24 protein-coding genes and 2 pseudogenes are annotated in these 19,784 nt (G+C 32.2%); 6 read left to right on the plus strand and 20 right to left on the minus strand.

The annotated features are described in order from the left end of the window. Nucleotides 1–40 precede the first annotated feature (40 nt). A pseudogene (locus tag MKY02_RS12870) lies at nucleotides 41–223 on the minus strand (DNA gyrase subunit A); the annotation flags it as partial. Next, a pseudogene (locus tag MKY02_RS12875) lies at nucleotides 220–467 on the minus strand (ATP-binding cassette domain-containing protein); the annotation flags it as partial. The pseudogenes MKY02_RS12870 and MKY02_RS12875, both read right to left, overlap by 4 nt. Before the next feature lie 380 nt (nucleotides 468–847). Here MKY02_RS12875 and MKY02_RS12880 point away from each other — a divergent pair. Next, a complete protein-coding gene (locus MKY02_RS12880; protein ID WP_340711311.1) occupies nucleotides 848–1,159 on the plus strand; it encodes a hypothetical protein in 312 nt (103 codons plus the stop codon). Between the two features lie 393 nt (nucleotides 1,160–1,552). Here the strand turns inward: MKY02_RS12880 and MKY02_RS12885 are convergent, their stop codons facing one another. The 4 genes from MKY02_RS12885 to MKY02_RS12900 form a co-directional block, all read right to left on the minus strand. Next, on the minus strand, nucleotides 1,553–1,723 hold the full coding sequence (locus MKY02_RS12885) for a hypothetical protein (protein ID WP_164491928.1): 171 nt from the start codon (nucleotides 1,721–1,723) through the stop codon (nucleotides 1,553–1,555). A 259-nt stretch (nucleotides 1,724–1,982) separates the two neighbouring features. Then, nucleotides 1,983–2,723, minus strand: coding sequence for a type I methionyl aminopeptidase (gene map, locus MKY02_RS12890; protein WP_038185081.1), 741 nt, complete (start codon nucleotides 2,721–2,723; stop codon nucleotides 1,983–1,985). Nucleotides 2,724–2,916: 193 nt separating this feature from the next. After that, the gene (locus MKY02_RS12895; RefSeq protein WP_340711314.1) at nucleotides 2,917–3,537 is read right to left on the minus strand and encodes a hypothetical protein; all 621 of its coding nucleotides are present in this window, start codon (nucleotides 3,535–3,537) and stop codon (nucleotides 2,917–2,919) included. A 133-nt stretch (nucleotides 3,538–3,670) separates the two neighbouring features. Beyond that, entirely contained in the window at nucleotides 3,671–3,898 is a 228-nt protein-coding gene (locus tag MKY02_RS12900) for a hypothetical protein (protein ID WP_038185084.1), read from the minus strand. 453 nt (nucleotides 3,899–4,351) lie between these two features. Between MKY02_RS12900 and MKY02_RS12905 the strand changes: the two genes are divergently transcribed. Together MKY02_RS12905 and MKY02_RS12910 are read left to right on the plus strand one after the other, a co-directional pair. After that, nucleotides 4,352–5,533: a YhgE/Pip domain-containing protein gene (locus tag MKY02_RS12905; RefSeq protein ID WP_038185085.1), complete on the plus strand. Its 1,182-nt coding sequence runs from the start codon at nucleotides 4,352–4,354 to the stop codon at nucleotides 5,531–5,533. An 82-nt stretch (nucleotides 5,534–5,615) separates the two neighbouring features. Beyond that, nucleotides 5,616–6,155 carry a PadR family transcriptional regulator gene (locus tag MKY02_RS12910; protein ID WP_038185086.1) on the plus strand — a complete coding sequence of 180 codons (540 nt, stop codon included), beginning with the start codon at nucleotides 5,616–5,618 and terminating at the stop codon, nucleotides 6,153–6,155. A 419-nt stretch (nucleotides 6,156–6,574) separates the two neighbouring features. Here the strand turns inward: MKY02_RS12910 and MKY02_RS12915 are convergent, their stop codons facing one another. The 11 genes from MKY02_RS12915 to MKY02_RS12965 all read right to left on the minus strand — a co-directional run bounded on the left by MKY02_RS12915 (nucleotide 6,575) and on the right by MKY02_RS12965 (nucleotide 14,935). Next, complete coding sequence (locus tag MKY02_RS12915) at nucleotides 6,575–7,000, minus strand: hypothetical protein (protein WP_038185088.1); 426 nt, start codon at nucleotides 6,998–7,000, stop codon at nucleotides 6,575–6,577. A gap of 1,169 nt (nucleotides 7,001–8,169) precedes the next feature. Then, on the minus strand, nucleotides 8,170–8,613 hold the full coding sequence (locus MKY02_RS12920; RefSeq protein ID WP_076035501.1) for a hypothetical protein: 444 nt from the start codon (nucleotides 8,611–8,613) through the stop codon (nucleotides 8,170–8,172). Between the two features lie 108 nt (nucleotides 8,614–8,721). Further along, nucleotides 8,722–8,901: a hypothetical protein gene (locus tag MKY02_RS12925; protein WP_038185100.1), complete on the minus strand. Its 180-nt coding sequence runs from the start codon at nucleotides 8,899–8,901 to the stop codon at nucleotides 8,722–8,724. 589 nt (nucleotides 8,902–9,490) lie between these two features. Further along, nucleotides 9,491–9,775 carry an orotate phosphoribosyltransferase gene (locus MKY02_RS12930; RefSeq protein WP_076066904.1) on the minus strand — a complete coding sequence of 95 codons (285 nt, stop codon included), beginning with the start codon at nucleotides 9,773–9,775 and terminating at the stop codon, nucleotides 9,491–9,493. A 175-nt stretch (nucleotides 9,776–9,950) separates the two neighbouring features. Beyond that, a complete protein-coding gene (locus MKY02_RS12935) occupies nucleotides 9,951–10,142 on the minus strand; it encodes a hypothetical protein (RefSeq protein WP_038185106.1) in 192 nt (63 codons plus the stop codon). A 33-nt stretch (nucleotides 10,143–10,175) separates the two neighbouring features. Then, nucleotides 10,176–10,385, minus strand: a complete 210-nt coding sequence (locus MKY02_RS12940) for a hypothetical protein (RefSeq protein ID WP_038185108.1) — start codon at nucleotides 10,383–10,385, stop codon at nucleotides 10,176–10,178. A 506-nt stretch (nucleotides 10,386–10,891) separates the two neighbouring features. Next, entirely contained in the window at nucleotides 10,892–11,239 is a 348-nt protein-coding gene (locus tag MKY02_RS12945) for a DUF3888 domain-containing protein (RefSeq protein ID WP_038185110.1), read from the minus strand. A 351-nt stretch (nucleotides 11,240–11,590) separates the two neighbouring features. Next, on the minus strand, nucleotides 11,591–12,556 hold the full coding sequence (locus MKY02_RS12950) for a hypothetical protein (protein ID WP_340711317.1): 966 nt from the start codon (nucleotides 12,554–12,556) through the stop codon (nucleotides 11,591–11,593). A 190-nt stretch (nucleotides 12,557–12,746) separates the two neighbouring features. After that, on the minus strand, nucleotides 12,747–13,307 hold the full coding sequence (locus MKY02_RS12955; RefSeq protein WP_038185112.1) for a hypothetical protein: 561 nt from the start codon (nucleotides 13,305–13,307) through the stop codon (nucleotides 12,747–12,749). A gap of 826 nt (nucleotides 13,308–14,133) precedes the next feature. Then, nucleotides 14,134–14,319, minus strand: coding sequence for a hypothetical protein (locus tag MKY02_RS12960; protein ID WP_038185115.1), 186 nt, complete (start codon nucleotides 14,317–14,319; stop codon nucleotides 14,134–14,136). A gap of 184 nt (nucleotides 14,320–14,503) precedes the next feature. Further along, the gene (locus MKY02_RS12965) at nucleotides 14,504–14,935 is read right to left on the minus strand and encodes an ester cyclase (RefSeq protein ID WP_038185118.1); all 432 of its coding nucleotides are present in this window, start codon (nucleotides 14,933–14,935) and stop codon (nucleotides 14,504–14,506) included. 308 nt (nucleotides 14,936–15,243) lie between these two features. Between MKY02_RS12965 and MKY02_RS12970 the strand changes: the two genes are divergently transcribed. Both MKY02_RS12970 and MKY02_RS12975 read left to right on the plus strand, forming a co-directional pair. After that, nucleotides 15,244–15,462 carry a gamma-type small acid-soluble spore protein gene (locus MKY02_RS12970; RefSeq protein ID WP_081730089.1) on the plus strand — a complete coding sequence of 73 codons (219 nt, stop codon included), beginning with the start codon at nucleotides 15,244–15,246 and terminating at the stop codon, nucleotides 15,460–15,462. A 246-nt stretch (nucleotides 15,463–15,708) separates the two neighbouring features. Next, entirely contained in the window at nucleotides 15,709–15,888 is a 180-nt protein-coding gene (locus MKY02_RS12975) for a small acid-soluble spore protein H (RefSeq protein ID WP_038185119.1), read from the plus strand. Between the two features lie 210 nt (nucleotides 15,889–16,098). On the opposite strand, the gene MKY02_RS12980 is transcribed toward MKY02_RS12975, so the two are convergent. Further along, nucleotides 16,099–16,491, minus strand: coding sequence for a hypothetical protein (locus tag MKY02_RS12980; RefSeq protein WP_200866438.1), 393 nt, complete (start codon nucleotides 16,489–16,491; stop codon nucleotides 16,099–16,101). After that, nucleotides 16,484–16,699: a helix-turn-helix transcriptional regulator gene (locus tag MKY02_RS12985; protein ID WP_038185121.1), complete on the minus strand. Its 216-nt coding sequence runs from the start codon at nucleotides 16,697–16,699 to the stop codon at nucleotides 16,484–16,486. Before MKY02_RS12985 ends, MKY02_RS12980 begins: the two co-directional genes overlap by 8 nt. 892 nt (nucleotides 16,700–17,591) lie before the next feature. On the opposite strand from MKY02_RS12985, the gene MKY02_RS12990 reads away from it, so the two are divergent. Further along, a complete protein-coding gene (locus MKY02_RS12990) occupies nucleotides 17,592–18,008 on the plus strand; it encodes a YjdF family protein (RefSeq protein ID WP_038185127.1) in 417 nt (138 codons plus the stop codon). Between the two features lie 649 nt (nucleotides 18,009–18,657). Here the strand turns inward: MKY02_RS12990 and MKY02_RS12995 are convergent. Beyond that, nucleotides 18,658–19,758 carry a C45 family autoproteolytic acyltransferase/hydolase gene (locus MKY02_RS12995; RefSeq protein ID WP_038185129.1) on the minus strand — a complete coding sequence of 367 codons (1,101 nt, stop codon included), beginning with the start codon at nucleotides 19,756–19,758 and terminating at the stop codon, nucleotides 18,658–18,660. Nucleotides 19,759–19,784: the final 26 nt, after the last annotated feature.

Consider the following 19,784-nt stretch of genomic DNA (forward strand, 5'->3'; position numbering starts at 1 on the left):
GCATAAAAAGCCCCCAAATCTCGCTTTGGAAAGGTTATAATGATAAACGTTCTTTCACTTCAAGTAATTCGTCATGAATGATTTTGCGAATTTTACCTTCGTCTGCAAGAATTTCACGTAATTTAGCAATTAAAGCTTGTAATTCTTGATATTCACCTTCAATTTTCTCACGTTCTAAACCTTTTAAGCGTTGTAAACGCATATCTAAAATCGCTTGTGCTCTGCAATAATCATTTTTGGATTACAAGCAACTGCTCGTGCAATACCAATACCTGCTTTTGTCCTCCTGAAAATTCATGCGGATATTTATATTTAGCGTCCTCTGGCATCCCTACAATTGCTAGCAATTCATTAATCCGTTTATTTTCCTCTTGATCACTTAACTTCAAAAAATTCCGAATTGGCTCAGCAATTATATCTTTAATACGTTTTCTTGGATTCATACTAGAATGTGAATCTTGGAATTTACACACCAGTTTTCGAATAAAGGATACATATTATAATGCTGTAGATGATATTTCTATTAACTTAAATAAAAAAGATGAAAATGTAGAATCTGCTGGATTAGGAGAAGTAACAGTAGAAGAAACTGATGCAAGTTCTGAACCAACAGATACAGAATAATTGTATTTATTAATACGAAGAACCTTTCTGAAACTTTTATAATAGAATTAACGTAAATATAGTAATTATTTATTGTAAGGAAGGGATTATTATTTTAATTTATTATTTGTTATTTGGTTTAGGTGGGCTTTTAGTTATAGGTACAGTAATTAGTTTTATTCTAATGTGTATAGAGAGAGAAATTGAGTTTTGGCCGACTATTAAAATGCTGGGCGGTTTTCTAATGGGACTCCTACTTTTATGGATGACCATTCCAAGTCTAAAATCTGTAATAACGAAAGACTTTGATGTTGTTGATGGAAAATGCACGATAGAAATATCTTCATCTGGTCGTTCTTCTGATTCGACTTTCAATATGCTTAATACAGACGAACAATTTAGTTTCTTCAATGAGATTCCTGAACTTGATGCTTATGGCAAATCAATTCCTTATTTCTGTGAGATTACGGTGACCAAAGACCATATGTGGGAAATGGATTATAAAATTTACGATTTAAAGACAGGAAAGCTTATGGATTCACACACAGGTGAGTAGCTTATTCTTTTAAAAAATAAGAAGAAAAATTATACATATGCAGCTGATAAAATGTTCCCAAATCAAAGTTTGGAAATACACCAAAAAGCCACGAATGTTGTTAAATCAACGTTTTGTGGCGTACATTAATTATACGGTGTTTTATACACCTTTTTTAAAAGTCAGCCATAGCAGTGGTTTGCGGTCATTTATACAGATAAGTTTATCATATTTCAATTGCTCTTTGTCACCAAAATAAGCCTATTTTGTTAGATATAGATTTTTAAATTAGCGACATCCTTAAAGTTATCCTTATTGAACTAAACTGCCCCGTTAGTTGAAGAAGAAAAAGATGGGACCTGTTAAATCCCATCTTAAAGTAAAAGCCCCGTTAGTGTTTACGCTTTACGCATCCTAATTTTTTAATTGTTTGGTATTTATAAAAAATGCTGTTCCCATTATAAATATACCTAAACAAACGAACATAGCAATCCCTGAATATTCACCCTCAAAAATTGTTGTGTTAACCAAAATAACAAACATCATTAGTACAAGTGATACATATAAGCCTTTAATGTATTTCATAAGTTTTACCTCCACCTTAATAGTAGTCCTGTTCTTTTACTATTTAAATTATTGGCGATATTAATATTAACATTAATATCCTTTGTTTGAAATTAACATAGAAAAGTGCCAACGCTTATTCAACTAAACTGCCCCTTTAGTTCAATAAAGAAAAAAGAGCTGCATATGCAACTCAATGATCTTCAAGTAAATCACCCGTTAGCTTAAGAAGAACAGCGACGTTATTAAACAATCGCGCCTTGTTGTGGTATTAGTGCTCTTACAATGTAGTAATAATCGGTCCTTCCTTGGTAAGGATAATCGTATGTTCGTATTGAGCCACAAAGCTTTTATCGGTTAGGCAGGTCCATCCATCTTCGGATTGGAAAACTTCCTCTTCAAATGTAGAGATCATAGGCTCAAAGGCAATTACCATACCATCTTTTAATATTTCGTTATCCCAGTGAGAGAAGTAATTTAAAATGTGTTTTGGTTCTTCATGAATCGAACGCCCAATACCGTGTCCAGTAAGGTTTTTTATGACTGTTAAGCCATGCTGTTTTGCTACATTGTGTGCAGCTTTTCCGAGCGCGCTTATTTTTGAACCTGGCATTGCCTTCTTAAGTCCAGCATCGAATGCTCCTTTAGCAACGTCACATATTTTATGTAAAATTGCCTCTCCTTCCCCTACTACAAAGGAAATTCCGGTATCTGCGAAATACCCGTTTTTTGAACCTGAAACATCAATATTTACAATGTCCCCTTCCTGAATTGCCCGTTTCCCCGGAATTCCGTGCGCTACTTCTTCATTTATGCTAATGCACGTATAACCAGGAAAATCGTATTCACTTTTCGGGGCAGATTGAGCTCCTGCTTTTTCAAACATCTTTCTCGCAATTTCATCGAGTTCTTTTGTGGTAATTCCAGGTTTCGTACTATGGACTAATTCATCTCGAATAGCAGAACAAATTTCACCAATTACCTTTAATCCAGTAAAATCCTCTTTAGTCTTTGCAACCATTATATTGTATATCCTCTCTTTTTAACGTATTTTATGATTAGTATATCATTTAATTATTTGCAGCAATGGATTTTTCTTCAAAAATCACTCTTGGACTAACCTGCCCCGTTAGTTCAATAAAGAAAAAAGAGCTGCATATGCAACTCAATGATCTTCAAGTAAAGCACCCGTTAGTTTAATAAGGAATAATAACTTATAAACTAGGTTTAATGTATTCTCCTGTTGAAGCATTAAAGCCCGCTGCTTTCATTTCTGTCTGGTCACTATTCCAACCTATCACTAATATTAGGTTAATATTTCTCTCTGTGTCTTTTTTAAGCATAAAATTATAACCTTTCGCCCAATCTTTACCAGGATAAATACTACCCATTTTCAGTGCTGTTTTAAGCAACTCTGGTGAATCATACTTAATATCTTTTATTTGTATAAACTCCTTTTTGGGATAAGGAGATGCATCATGCGTTGTTAAATCATCTGCTAAATCAATTTTCCCATTATGAATGATTACCAAAAAAAACTTATTAGTATCTGGTACTCCAAAAGCAATATTCCAATATTTTCTTTTTCCGTTACTTCCAATAGACTTCTCAGCTTTATCTTCTAAATCTATATTTACTGCATGTAATAATTGTGCATTTTCATCCCATTTCAAAGCAGAAGGATATGCTAATCCAATCGCTTGCTTTATTGATAATTCTTGGTGTTCATCGATTTCAAATTTATCTTCAGTTGATTGTAACGAACGAGCAGATAATTTCTCAACAGCACCAAATGAAATTAATAAAAGTAATGCTACAAAAACTGTTTTTTTCATTTTCTCGAACCCCTTTTAGGGGTAGTTTTTCCAAACCTTGTTCAATTATCCTGCTCCGTTAGTTCAATAAGAAAAAAGATCTGCCTATGCAACTCAATGATCTTCAAGTAAAGCACCCGTTAGTTGAATAATACTACTTGTGAGATAAAGGTTTTTCTGGTCTATTAGGGCAATATTTGCAATTAGGATCACTACATTTAGATTCAATCCAACTATTACATTTAGGACAAAAATACGTTTCAAAATCATCATAATAAACTAAATTAAACTTGCATTTAGAACAATATTTCTCTTGTTCAATTTGACCATAAAATTCAAAGTCATCTATTATGACTTTGCTATCTACTTCTTTTATTTTCATAAAAAACCTCCATAAAATTAATGAACCTGTTGCGTTAGTTCAATAAGAAATAGACTCCACTCCTTCTTGAAGTAAAGCACCCGTTAGTTGAATAAGAAAAGCGATGCTTCTTCCACAATCGCGCCCGATTGTGGAAGATAGTTTTTCAACTAAAGCCCCTGTAATTGTAGTATAGGAGGAAAACTCAAACTTTCATAATTAAAGCTCAAAAAATTGTTTTTATAGTATGGTTGTGTGTTATTTTCATCACATAACGCACGAATCCAAGTACACCATTTTAATTATTGCTGTGTCATTAGAGAAAGTTATCTAGTTTTTGCGATGCAATAAAATCGTCTCCAAGGTAAAAAACGCCCTCTTTACTTTCCTTAAATAATACTATAACATAGTAAAAGTTAAGTACTCTAATTAGAGTACTTTGAATGGAGTATATTTCTAGAAGGGAAGTAAAGTATGAAATTTAAACAGTTTACAAAGTTACAAGGCTTTGGTGCGTCTATCTTTATGGGTGTTTTTTATGCGGTCGCAATGCTATTAATCTTCTTACTAGGTTACACAGCATTACCAGGAAATATGGACGAGCTTAAAATTGCGCTTGTGAATGATGACGAGGGCGAAGCAGGAACTCAAATTGCAGATCAACTAGCAGAAAGCTTACCATTTGAAATCACAACGAATATTTCAAATAAAAAAGCGTTAGATAGATTAGGGGACAACAAATATTCGTTAGTGATTCATATTCCAGAAAACTTTTCTGAGAATGCACAATCAGGTAAGTCAGCTCAAATTGATTTCACAGTGAATGAAGCAAGCGCCACAATGGTATCTTCTTCAATGAAATCAGTCGTAACAGAAATTAATAATCAATTAAGTGCAATCTTCTCAACACAAACAGCGAAAGGCGTTCTTTTAAATATGAACGTACCTGAGGAGCAAGCAGATGCGATTGCAACACAAATTGAACAAGCTTATGTAGGCAACTACGTTATCATGAACGATGTGCCAGACGGAATGCAAAACAACATGTTACCAATGTTCTTAACGATGGCTTGTTACGTAGGGGCAATGATTGCAGCGATGCAGTTAGTACAAGCCTTCAATCAAAGCAAAGGAAAAACATCAAGAACGAAACTTTTCGGTTATGTACAATTATCAGCCCTTATCATTGCAATTGTTTCATCTATTTTCGCAGTAGGTATTGCGGTCTTAATTGCAGACTTAGATACAGATGCTATTTTCAAAGTTTACGGTCAACAAGTATTGTTATACATGGTAGCGTTTAACTTCTGTGCAATCTTCACATTCTTAATCGGTGAAGCGGGAATGATTTTAAATATTCCAGTATTACTGTCACAAACTATTGCCAACGGTGCAACAATGCCACGTGATATGATGTACAGCTACTTCGATGTAGTAAGCTATATCACACCAATGTATCATTCGGTACAATCTTACTTTGCTGTGATGTTTGGTTCAACTGAACAAGCACCATTCCTATGGGGCTTAGTATTAGTAGGTGTAGTTGCAGTACTGATTAATGCGTTAATCGTTACACTTGTACACAAAAAAGTACCTGTAGAAGCATCTGAAGATGTACCTGTAAATGTACCTGTAAAGATACAACACCAATCTTAAAAGACTAGAATTGAAGGCTTCAATCATCGCAAGAGGTTGAAGCTTTCTTATTTGTTCGGTACAGTAAAGGAGGAGGTGCCTCATGTCAATCCAAATATATATTTTAAGTAAGTTATTAGAAGGAGAAAATTATCCTTATAAGTTGAAAAAGGAATTATCAAATCCTATTCCATTCGATAAAATGGGCAACTTAACTGAAAGTAAGCTCTATTACCATTTTGAGTCACTGACAAAACAAGGACTAGTCGAACCAGGTGAGATTATTAAGGAAGAAAATCGTCCAGACAAGCAAGTTTTTGCGATCACTGTCAAGGGCCGTGAACAGCTGCCGAACAAGATTTATGAGCTATTTAAAAAGGCGAATAATATTCGGGAAATGGTTGTAGGCATCATGTTTTTACGACATGTAGAAAATGCTCTAGTTATCCCGATTTTAGAGAAAAAGCTAGAATCTTTACAAGGGAAGCAAGAACAATTACAGGCAATTTACAACCAAATCCAATTAGATGATTCAATGAAAGAAAACGCGTATTTTATCCAATCATATTATTCAGAAAACATTGCGAATGAAATTCAATGGTTAGAAAAGCTTATTAGGAAATTGAAGGACATTAAAGAATAACGGCATTTTTCATAATTATCTTTATCAATCTAATAAGCGAAGATCAAAGCAAAATACCAACTCTGATGTCAGACATTATATAGTATAAAAATAAGGGATAGAGGAGCATAATAGGAATTGCTCCATCTATCCTTTTTTGTACTACAAATTACTTCATTTACTTCAACAAATTGATTATTTAAATAGGCTGTTTTCTCAACGATTGTTGCTATAAAATAGTGGGTCTTATTCAACAATATGGTCCGATTGTTGAACAACAAGTTTAAACACTCTTCAACTAAACTGCCCCGTTATTTCAATAAAGAAAAAAAGAGCTGCATATGCAACTCAATGATCTTCAAGTAAAGCACCCGTTAGTTGAAGAAGGATTAAAGTTCAAAATTCCATTCAAACTCTTTTTAAATATTTGTACGGTCCAATCACAAATCAGAAGGCTTTTCTCCTGTTAATATTTCAAATAAATCAGTAGAATCCTCTACGTTTAATTTAACATACTGATTATCACCTCTCACGATCTCTACTTTATCTTTATTTGGACTTATCCAAATTTTATATAACACTACTTTTGCTGACATCTTATCACTTTTAAATCGAAACCAAAAGTTGTAATCAGCAGGATGTTCCATTTCTACTTTGGCGTTTTTCCAATCAACCTCATCTAATATATCTTTCACCTTTTGAACTTGCTTATTATCAGTAATTTCTCTAAATTCTTCATATTTATTTTCATTACCAATACGCTTTTCAACTTCTATATTTTTACCTTTGTCTTCTATTCCAGAACAACCCGTGATAACAAATAAAATTATTGCTAATGCAACAAATAAAGTCTTTGTAAATTTCATATGAACTCCCCTTTTATTTAATAAGTCGAACTTCGTTATAAAAAATTCCATTTAATTCGTCAACAGTAGCGTTAGCGGAATGAATTTAAGAAGGATGAATTTAAGGAGTTGATACATGAGATGATTTTTCAACACATGATGTAACAAATTCCTTGTTCAACTAAACTGCCTCGTTAGTTCAATAAGAAAAAGGCTCTACTCCTTATTGAAGTAAAGCACCCGTTAGTTAAATAATATTTTTAATCCAAGTCATCATTCGGAGAACTTGGAATGGTTCAAACCAAGTAACTAAAAATAATATAATGAAAAAGGTAGTAAGTGATATATATTTTACACTTCCTTTTTCCCTTTTAGAGATAGCAAAAAAACAAAATACAGTCCCTAGTATTATAAAAATAACTCCAGTAAGTACAATAGGTTCAAAATAACCGTCTATTAACCAGTTTAATGTGAAGAAAAGAAGCCCTATAAATATAAAGACTATTGAGCTTATACTGAATCGTTTCATATACGTACACCCCTATTAGTTCAATTTATATATATGACCTTAAAATTCCATAAAAGTTCCAATTACTGTTCAACTAAACTGCCCGTTAGTTGAATAAGGTTGCAAGCAATTTAAGTAACGATTTGGTTGTCTGGTAGCTAAAATCAAATTATACAAAATGAGGAACCACCTTTTGTTAAAGTTAACTCAAAGAGGATTCCTCATTAATTTTAAGTATGATCTTTTCTACTATCTCTACTTACCTTATTCTTCATCCTAAATACTATAACACCTTGTATTATGAATACAATTAATAGGACAACTATATTAGAAACACCATATTGTAATAATGAAAAGATATAAAAAACTGGGACTGATGATAATATTGAGATATTTTGATTTTTAGTTAAAATGAATATTATAGTTGAAATGCATGAAGTAACAAATAAAAGCTCAATAATGTTCCAAATAATATTAGCATCTAGTAAATAATATAAATCATTGATGTATGATATTGTAAAAACCTCCAAAATTAAAAATATTAATATACAGATTTCCCTTTTAACTATTAATTCTACGAAATAGGGTATAACTCCTTCTTGAAGTAAACTGCCCCGTTAGTTTAATAAGAAAAAGAGATACTAATTAAATAACGCCCGATAACAGAAGATAAAACTATTCTCTATCTTGCAAACAATTTTAATGCTTTTTTAGAAATCAAGGAAATATGGTAAAATAATAAAGCTGCCAAGGCACCAAACATAAGGGCGCCAAATGTAAATAATCCACCAGTACCCCCGTCGGTTAGCAATATAATTACAGAAAGTACTCCAACAACTAATAAACCACCTGCTATGTATACGAGGAATCCAATAATATATTTTAGAAATTCATTACAAAATTGAATAACATCAAAATATACATCTACTAAATAAGAATAAAATCCTCCACCTAATAAATAAATAGGAAATGAATAAAAAAAATATAGGATAAATAGCCCTTCCAAGGAGTTATAACCAATTCCAGCTTGTTGTTCTGCCACTGGTGTATATTCTAAAAATGCTAAAGACAGAGAAAAGATAAGTGTAGAAAGCACAGAGGTAATAATTTTCTCTAAGATCCTCATTTATTCAACCTCATTCCCATCTATACTAATTATATAATTCAATAACTCCACCAAAAAAGAACTTTAATCCATCTTAAATCAACGCCTTCGTTAGTTAAACAACTTGATTTAAGCATCCGAATTTTTTAATTGTTTGGCATTTATAAAAAAGGTTGTCCCCATTAAAAATATGCCTAAACAAATGAACATAGCAATCCCTGAATATTCATCTTCAAATACTGTTGTGTTAACCAAAATAACTAACATCATTAGTACAAGTGATATATACAAGCCTTTAATGTATTTCATAAGTTATTCCTCCTCATTGAAACCATAATAGCAGACCTGTTCTTTGACTATTTGGATTATTAACTAAACATTATTTTAATACTAACACTAATTTACTTTGATTGAAATTTAATGCAAATCCAACCACGCTTGTTGAACTAACCTGCTGCGTTAGTTTAAGTACATTTTTTCACAATCTTTATCGTGATTTACTTACATATCTAATTTTGCCAAGAGCAACACCTGTAAGTGTGATTGTAGTTTCGTTAATCCTTCTTTAAGTTCCAATATATCACAACAAAAAAAGCGCCTAATCCCTTTTGTATCAAGGGATTAAGCAGATTTTAAACACTATAGTTTTAGTATAGTTAATTGGTATTTTGCGAACAATGACATTCACTCATTATTCACTATGTATAGTTTCCACAACATGAATCACTTTTATCCCTAAGGCTTCCTCTTTAGTTGAATAAAAAAACCTGTTTGAATAGCTCCAAGATCTTCAACTAAAGCACCCCGTTAGTTGAACAAGTTCTATAAAAATAGCGTTAATCCCTTCTTGGATCAACGCCTCCGTCACCTACATAATAAAAACTATTTTATACTTTTTTTATTTTGTAACTGCGAGTAACCCTTCCATTGTTAGCAGCGAGTGTAATAGCAATTCTGCTTCGAATAAGTTTTCTTTACCTGACTGATTTCTGTCGATTACACATAACAAATTTTTCACCTTTGCACCAACGTTTTTTAAATCTTCAGCACTTAGCATAATTTGTCCACCAGTAGTTACAACATCCTCGACAATACAAACATTTTTATTTTGAATTTCAATACCTTCAGCCAGTTTACATGTACCATAGGATTTTGCTTCTTTTCTAACAAATACAACTGGTATTCCTGTTTTTAGTGATAATGCTGTCGAATTGGAATACCCCCATTTCTAAACCAGCCAAAACTTCAGTAACCTCTGGTATTAATTTAGAAGAGAATACGGCCTCGTTACCGTATGAGAGCACTTTAAAAATAACTAGAGGAAATGCTTCATAATATGATGAAAATATAAGTATTCTTCATTTTCCCACCTTTTTTCCCTTTTCATAATCATCGTCTATAATGCCATCTGCAATAACTAGCTGATTATAAAGAGAATGGTTATCTTTTAATTCATTATGTTTACCACATGTGATAGTTCCATCAGGATTAACAATCCCCGTTAGTTCAATAAGAAAAAAGTGCTGCCTATGCAACTCAATGATCTTCAAGTAAAGCACTCCATTAGTGAAATAAGAACCTAATTACCAATCTGGTCCATCATCACTATCCCCCACTTTAAGTTTAAATGTATTAGAATCTAAATTATTCTTTTTTACTATCTCAAAGAAAATTGATTTTATTGATTCTTGTTCAGATTTAGTAGCATCTTTATTGTTTAAGATATATTTCACCTGAACATCATCCACAGAATGTGCCATAACCAACGTCTGAAATTCATAACCTTTTTTCACTAATTCATCATTTACTTGTTTAATGATTCCACTATCTCCGTAGATGAAAATTTCAATCTCCGCTGATTTCTTTTCACTTTCTGATTGTTGTTGGGGACTTATTCTTTGTGGAACTTCGGATATATTTCCTTTTGACGAGGTGTTATTGATAAATAGAAAGGTTACAACGAATAAAATTACAATGGTTCCAACTAAAGTGACTTTGCTCTTTTTCAGTTAATACACTTCCTTTTTAATTTAAGTGTATGCCTGTATAAGAGGTCTAAAACCACTTAATCTGTTCAACTAACCTGCCCCGTTAGTGTTAGTTGAACAACACAAATCCTTGAGAAAACAGCCTTAAATAAATTTAAACTAAAAAACTCGACCCATGGCTAATGGATCGAGTTTCTTATTTGATTTCATTTTATCTGCACTGTTAGTTGAACAAGGAAGTTACTCTTACGCTGGACTTCTACATTTATTATTTTTTTCGGGGTCAAACTTCCTCACTTTGTATTCCTTAATTATCCAATCATTTGAATCCCAATCTTTTTTAACGTAACAGTAAAAACATCTAAAGAGTTATGAGTTCCTGTAAATGTTGTAAATTCCAGCTTAGTTTGAAAAAGCCAAGACCCTGGATGGTCCAGCTTTTTTATATTAATAATTCTTTCACAGAAAGTTCCAATTTCAAAGGTTGTTCCATAATGGTTTTCTATCACTTTTCCAATCTGTGGTCGTAAAAGGTCAATTACCGCATCTTCTAACAAATTTTCTCTTGTAGCTTTTGTATTTGTAGGAAGGTTAGCAAACGCTATAGCCGATGTTGTAGTTAAAATAACAAAGATAATAAATGTAAACATTTTTTTCATTTAAACACCTACTATTTATTTTATAGGTATCTTGTTCATTGACATCCATAATTATTCTTATTCAACTTACCTTCCCCATTAATTGAATAAGAAAAAAAAGAGCTGTCTATGCAGCTCAATAACTTTTTGTTAATGCACCCGTTAGTTTAAGTGCAATTTTTCACAATATATTAAAATTTTGTCAATCAGCCTTTTTTTGCACTAACTACTATATCTGGTTCGTTATTCTGTATATAATGGGTACTATTATCACCATTTGAGGATATTTCAAGAATCTCTTTTTCATCTCATTCCATAACCCTTGTGATTCCTCCTGCTTTCTTGCCCGGATTTAAGAAGAGAGTTAGTTTCCTAACTCTCTTGTTGTATGTGTGTAATCATAAAACTTGTAAAATAGTTCTTTACTTTTTCGAAATTTAGTGAAGTGTATAGGATAATCCCTTGTGCATCATGATCGAATGTTAAAACCATTTCATCACCTGATTTGAAAATTCGATTACGGCCAGTTCGGATATCCAGCTTATTTTGAGACACGATGAATGTATCGTTTTGATAGGCTAAGTAAAATAGCTCTTCGAACACAACTTTTAATTCATCTGTGTTTTTTACTGTTAAAAAGAAGCCTGGGACTTCCGCATGATACATTCCTTTTGAAGAAAGGGTAAACACACGCTGCCCGGAGTCTATATATTCTACAGCATACTTCGCCCAATCCTTTTGCATTTGATGCTGCTCTCCATCGTGCGTTTCAATATAGATAGACAATGGATAAAAATAAAGGTTTTCAATTGTTTCAAAAGCAAGTTTCTCGATACAATCATATTCCGTACTAATATAATACGATTTAGCCTGGTCTTGTAAATCTACATCACACTCTCTATCTTTTTCACGAATATAAATTTCAAGTTGAATTGGTAGCTCTTTCACCGGCAACACACTACATGGCAAAGGCACTTTTTCATAAAACGACACATGTCTATAAAAATCCGCAATCGCTATGTCATTTTGATCATATATAACGCTTGTACATTCACTTATACTATTTGCTAAAATCCAACTTCTTGCTGCGTCATCTAAAAAGAACTTGTAGCATTTACCATGATGACCTATTTTTACTCGCTTATTTTTCATAAATTTCTTCATTTGCTTTATCATCTTCTCTTCATTTAAACCTTGGTATACCAATATATTCACAGAAGAGGCCTTCATAATAAAATAATCAAAAAGCATTTCCCGTTGATTTTTAACTTCGTCATTTCGCACATCGAACTCAGGTAAATTGACATCCCATTCGTTTGTTTGATCTAAAATATACACATCTTCACCTCAAGTTCCGTTCAAAAAAAATTTTTATTACATCTTCACATACCTATAAAGGTCTTTTTATTATTGAGTTATTCTCTACTCTTTATTGCAAATCCTTGTTCAACTAACCAGTTGCGTTAGCACAATAAGAAAAAAGAGCAGCCTAGCAACTTAACGATCTTTCACTAAAGTACCCGTTAGCTCAATAAGGTTTCTCTAAATTAAAGTCCCATTGTTCAAAAGTTAAATAGCATTTATCAGGGACCGACTTAGCAATCTTCATAAACCTTTCCGAGCAAAGCAAAATCCAGGTGCTTTGTATTACAAATAAATCCCCTGGAGGAAGATTTTTTACTATGTGAATTCCTTTTTTATCATTCCAGCCTTTCGCATTACATTGATTACACTTAATAACAGGACCAGGACCCTTTTCACTGTTTAATTCAATTTCATAGTTTGGTTTTATTCGAAAGTAAGGTTCTATAAAACCTCTTCTTCTATAGCTTACGACAGCCTCTTCTATAGAAAATCCGTGTAAATTATTATCCCTAAGATACTGAATGGCTTCCTTTGAACCAATAATTCCTCCAAGTGGTTCTATTAATCCGAAATTTTTATTAAATGTAGGTAAATAGGCTCCTAAGACACTTATATCAGTTTTATGTCTTCCGCATTTAGTACATTCTTCTGAACTGCTATAAATGGTATTACTATCATATATGGAAGGTGTATTTCTATTAGAGATTTTAAACAATTTGTCCATCAATATTCCCCTTTAACTATCTTACATAAAAAAGTTTTCGCTATCTAACATTCAAAACCCTTCTTCCACTAAACTGCCCCGTTTGTTCAATAAAGAAAAAAGAGCTGCATATGCAACTCAATAATCTTCAAGTAAAGAACCCGTTAGTTGAAGTAATACTTTGCTAAAACTGAAATGTAGCGCTGATTATAATAATCCACACGATTAAAAGAAATGATGTTATCATCAAAAATGTATTTATTGAAGTTTTTTCATCCGTTTTTATCTTTTTCAATATCCTAACTAAGTTTAAACAGAAAACAATACTCAAAACCCACAAATTCTTCTGCTTTAGTAGATCCAGTAAAGACACTAAAGAATGAGAGCATGACAATTGAAACTACCAAACTCAATTTCACTAAAATGTTTTGCGAAAATTCCATCAATTATTCCTCCTTATGTTAATAAGGATATAACATAATTTGGTAATAAATTAATGTGATTAAATGTCGTTTTTTTGTCTGTTATCATTCATTACACTTGTTAAAAACATAAAAATTACAGTTAAAAATAAAGTGATAAATAGATTTCTAATTAGATTAGGCTCTCCCCAATAAAAAATAACAAAAAAAAGTACGAAGTATACTACACTAGATATTATTTTCCTTAAATGATTTTCAAAGAATTTTTTCATTAAAAAATCTCCCTTTTAGCAAATTAAAGTTAAGCATCCATTAGTTCAATAAAAATTGATTAGAAATATAAGAAATATAAGAAATATAGAAATATGATAAAGAAAAAACTAAAACCATATACACACTATTTCTAATCCAAATGATTTTTTTACTTATTCCAGCTTTTTTTCTATGTAATTGATATAGTTAATCGTTAATAAAAATCCAAAAAATATCATTAAGTATCCCTTAGGTTCATTTAGCTTAACAAGATACCCTATTATACCTAAAGCAATGAGTATGGTTCCGATTGAGACCAAAATCATATAAAAATAAAGAACTTTCTTATCATTTTTCAAAAAACAACCCCTCAAAGTTTACCATATAAACCTAATTACACTAATCTGCCCCGTTAGTTCAACAAGAAAAAAGAGCTGCATATGCAACTCAATGATCTTCAAGTAAAGCACCCGTTAGTTTAATAAGAGTTTATTAACAAATATTGCATATCACTTTTATTTTTTCTAGTACATTGAAAATTAATTAACTACCTTTGATATTTTTATTGCACTCTAATTGTTTTTGAATTCCTGATCTATCAATTTGAATCCAATACTCTGAAATTTTTTCATTTTCTATTCTATACACCGCACTTGCCATTTCTATTACTGGAAGCCCTGTGGGTTTGTATCCATCGATTTCTCCTACGTGTGTACCTGTTTGTTTCCAACGTACATATACTTTATTTCCGTCTACTAATAATTCTTGAATTTCTATTAAAAAATCACCATATGCTTCAATCATTTCTCTTACGTGTTCAGCATAATCTTTAGGTGTCCTCAACACTATTTGTTCTTCTTCAGATACAATTTGATGTGCCAGTACTTGTTCTGCCATCAATTGATTTGAGTAATCTGGATTATTACCTGAACGTACTTTTTCAAAAAATTCTCTAACAATTTGTTCTGGTTTCATTAAAAAGCCCCCTTATGAATAAGCCCTTTGCTAATCATATCATAGTCGATTTTATTAAACTAACCTGCTTCGTTAGTACAAGAAGCGATTGTTCAAATAGACCAATCGCCTACGATAGTGAATAATGATTTTTAAAAATGATTAGAATTAGTATTCTGGGGTTACCTTATCAAAACTTTTTTATCAATACCGAACATACACTCCCAAACATCTCTTTCAAACACCTTTAAACAGCTAATTTCAAATCAGTAAAAATCTACGGATAATAAAACATGTTCTGAACAGACTAAATTCGGGAGGTGAAATCCATGCCAAATAATAACAACAACAAATACGTTAACCAAATCAAACAACAAATACAACAAGCAGAAGCTAACAAAAATCAAGCTTCAGGTCAATTCGCAACTCCGAATGCAATGAACGAAGAATTCGGGACTGAGACTGATGTTAACCAAGTCAGACAACAAATACAACAAGCAGAAGCTAAAAAAAACCAAGCTTCTGGTAATAATCCAAATAATAGTTAATAAAACAATACAAATTAATTTGATTGATCCAAAACCGGCAGCCTTTTTTCTGCCGGTTTTTTTGTTTTCACCTGCTGAACATTATCCTCATATGTGCAGTAAACAAATTAATCGAGACAGATTTAGACATACCTATGCCAATATTTATAGTTAATGATTCTAGGAAGTATTTTATTTACAACAAGTATATTTAAGTAATTTGGAACAAATATTATACCTGTTGCAAACCCAAAGGAGGTGGATAAAATGAACGCACAACGAGCAGAAGAAATTGCTTCTTCACCAATTATGGCTAATGTAACCTATAATGAGGAAAGTATCTACATTGAGCACGTGGATAAACAAAATGGAACAGCTACAATCCATCCCCTTGATGAACCAAATAAAAAACAAAGTGTTTCTATAACCAGCTTAAAAGAACAGTAATTCCCTCGATTTAATAATAAACCTCCACTTTCGGGTGGTGGTTTATTGTTCTATTAAGTTCAAGTCCCATCTTATTAATCAATCTATCCCCTTGTTGACCTATCCTGCCCCGTTAGTTGAAGAAGAAAAAAGAGCTGTCTGAACAGCTCATAGATATTCTACTAAAGCACCCGTTAGTTCAAACAGGAGTTTCATTATTAGTAGGTTATATTATTTATACTTCCTTGAATATACAAACTCTGTAATCGGAAGTGTCACAAATGTAAGACCGACCACAATAAGCAAAGGATAATTCTCAATATCATTAAATTTAGTTGCTCCTTCAGAGATAAACAGAATTAAACCTGACAATATCATTAATGCAAAGTAACCTATCTTAGCACTTTGGGTTTCAATATGCTTATCTAATTCGTCCTTCTCTTTAGGACCTTCGTGGCTGCCCCAAGTAAGAGAATTAACAAAGTATGCTAAGGAAAGAAAACTAAAAAATATTAACCCACCATCTATAGTTCCCAATCGTACCCATCTGTATATAGTGATCCCCGCAAGCGTACAAAATAAAGTAAATGTTAAAACAACGATGATTTTTTTTGATTTATCCACTCTTTTTTCCTCCATTCTCCAATGGTATAAATAAATCCTCCATAGTGATTCCTAAATACTTCGCTATATCAAATGCCAACTGTAAACTTGGGTCATACTTGTTGTTCTCGATTGCGTTAATCGTCTGCCTACTTACATTACATAACTCTGCTAATTTCCCTTGTGAAAAACTGTTTTTTTCTCTGTATTCTTTAATTCTGTTTTCCATTCTATATGCCACCGCCATATCCCTAAGGTGTAAAAAACCTTTTACACCTATATAATAAAATAAGACAAAGGAAGTGTCAAACGTTTTTTACACCTTCTTTGTCTTGTGATTATAGAACTTGACTCTTATTCAACTAAACTGCCCCGTTAGTTTAAGTACATTCTTTCACAATCTCAATATTTATAGTAACAAAAATTCCCAATATAAAATCAATCTTTTTTACAAATCTACACTTTATTCAGGTTCAACTCGAGCGAAAACCGCTTTATCTTCATTTATTCCTTCTAATTTGCTCGATTTTCAGTCGTTTTTGCGTTAATCCTTCTTTCCGTTCCAATATGTTACAATAAAAAAAAGCGCCTACTCCCTTTTGTATCAAGGGATTAAGCAGATTTTATATACTATAGTTTTAGTATAGTTAAATTGGATTTTGCGAACAATGACATTCACTCATTATTCACTATCTATGTATAGTTTCCACAACATGAATCACTTTTATCCCTAAGGCTTCCCCTTTAGTTGAATAAAAAAACCTGTTTGAATAGCTCCAAGATCTTCAACTAAGCACCCGTTAGTTTAAGTGTGATTCTTCACAAATTCTTAGATATTCGCAATGAATAGCGGATCGCACCATAATTATTAATTTACTCATATTGTTCAGTAGTTAGATTTCTACTTTATGAGATTTTCTTTTTTTGTATCAATTTCAAGTCAACTAATAATTAAAATCTAAGTTTTGCATTACAAAAATTACCAAATGGTTTATAATACATATTTGAATGAAAAAATACGATTCGGTTGGTAGTCCGAATGCATCACAATTTTGATGTCAATAACCTTCCCCTCCTTGGGATGTCCATCATTCGAGATTAATATTAAGGAGGGACCTACTATGAAACTAACCATTTGTTATGATGGGCAATTTTATATAGGGCTAATAGAAAACATTTCCGAAAACAAATACAAAGCATACCGGTATATTTTTGGAAAAGAACCTAAAGATCAAGAGGTCTATGATTTTGTAAATACGAATTTGTTGGATTTTATCAAAAATAATGATAAACATAGTGGAATACCTATCCAACAAAATAAAGTAAAAAAAATCAACCCTAAAAGACTTCAAAGAAAAGTGGCGAAAGAACTTAAAAAACCTAGTATTTCTACTAAGGCTGACGAAGCGCTTAAAGCCGAATTGGATCTTAGAAAAAAAGAAAAATCTGTTACCTGCAAACGACTAAAAGAAGAACGTAAAGAATATATTAGGAATATCAAAGTTCAAAAGTCTAAAAATAAACATAAAGGTAGGTAATGCATTCTTTTTACTGACAACATTAGTTGTCAGTTTTTTTATTAGTTGATTACTGCACATTTTCTTTTAGATATTCAATCAATATAGTTATGAAATTTATAGTTTCACTTTGTTATTATCTGTTTAAATTAACCTTCTACTCCTTCATATTCAACTAAACTGCCCCTTTAGTTCAATAAGAAAAAAAGAGCTGCATATGCAACTCAATGATCTTCAAGTAAAGCACCCGTTAGTTCAATAAAGAAAAAGCTATGTTATAGGAAAAGGTTGATTTATAACGTTAAAGAATCCACTGTATATGCAAGATTTTATTCAAAATATGAACCAGTGCAATTTCTTTTGAACAGCATTGAAAGCTTTGTTGTATCTAAGTTCAAACGATAGTGCATAATAAGGTGTATATGAATGAAATATAGAAAAACACTTAATACATTGGTATGACAACGTTTTAAGTGTTTTATTTCGTCCCAAAACTTTGATTTGGGAACGTTTATTGGTTTTATTTTGTATACTTTATAAATCCTTGTTGCACTAAAGCACTCCGTTTAGTTTAAGTACACTTATTCACAACTTAAATATTTTATACTCTCAATAATAGCAAGAAAAAACGCTTCACTTTAAATACTAGCTATGATTTTATATTTAATTATTATCTCAATATTCTCCAAAAGTCAGGTCCATAGTTCTTGTTCCAAAATTCAACTGGGATTTGTTTTTTTGAAAAATGATCACCGACGTTCATCTTATATAATTTATTTTTTAAAGGAGAACCATAGGAACATTCAAGTTGGCGATCAGTAAGATTAAACAAAACTGAATGAACTGTTCCAAAGTTCTCTTTGTAATTATGAATGGATAGCCCTTTTGGAAACTCCGTTGAAAGAAGCTCTTTCATTTCGCATGTAGTTCTTTTACCATTGGCACTAAATTTATTCTCTAAAATAGTATATCGTAGTTGGGAATGTTCTAGCTTACCTGGTTCAATACTTTCAATTTCAGGAAAAAGCCCATGGTTTGTTGCAATTAGATAGTCTAGTTCTGCTTTTTTAACTAATGTCACTCCGTCGTATGTTCCAACTAAAGCTGCCTCACCATTGGTATCCGCTAAAAGTAAATTCATGTTCGTTCCCACAGGCATGCTTTTCACTGTACGGACAGCTTCTTCAATATTTTCACACGTCTCTAGTACAGCCCTAACCACCACCATGAACTGTAGCCCAGAAACTACTGGTTCTCTCATACCGGGATATTTGCCTATTGGCATGCCACACGAAGCAAATGCTACACATAGACCTTTCTCGTTTAATCCCTCACTTCGACCAAATGTAGAAACTGAGAAACCAGTATGCGTGTATCTTCCATCTACTTTAGTTGTACAAAGGCGCATATCCGAAATCTCAGGTGAGAGGTCATAGTTTCTTAATACATAAGTCTTTCCATCTACTGTTTTTGAGGGCAAAATTGCGCCTAGGCTACAGCCTCCTGGTATTAACCATGCATCATTATAAAACTTTAATTGATTTGGTTTATAGCCAAATTCTTCTGCAAAACCTTCTAATTCCTCATTTAATCCCGGGCAGTACTCCTCGATTTGGGATTTCATTTCAAGGTACGCTTTGTCGGAATCAGGTTGTTCCCTAAAAAAAATTTCCTTAGCATGTGTACTCTCACGGTATTCTAATGCCTGCTGTTTTCCAATTTCATACGAACTTCCTTTTAGATAAGCAAATTTCCCTGTATGCTTGTTCATTCCAAGCTCCCCATTCTGCATTTTAA

This window comes from Viridibacillus sp. FSL R5-0888, from assembly GCF_038009105.1.
Classification (GTDB): Bacteria; Bacillota; Bacilli; order Bacillales_A; family Planococcaceae; genus Viridibacillus; species Viridibacillus arenosi.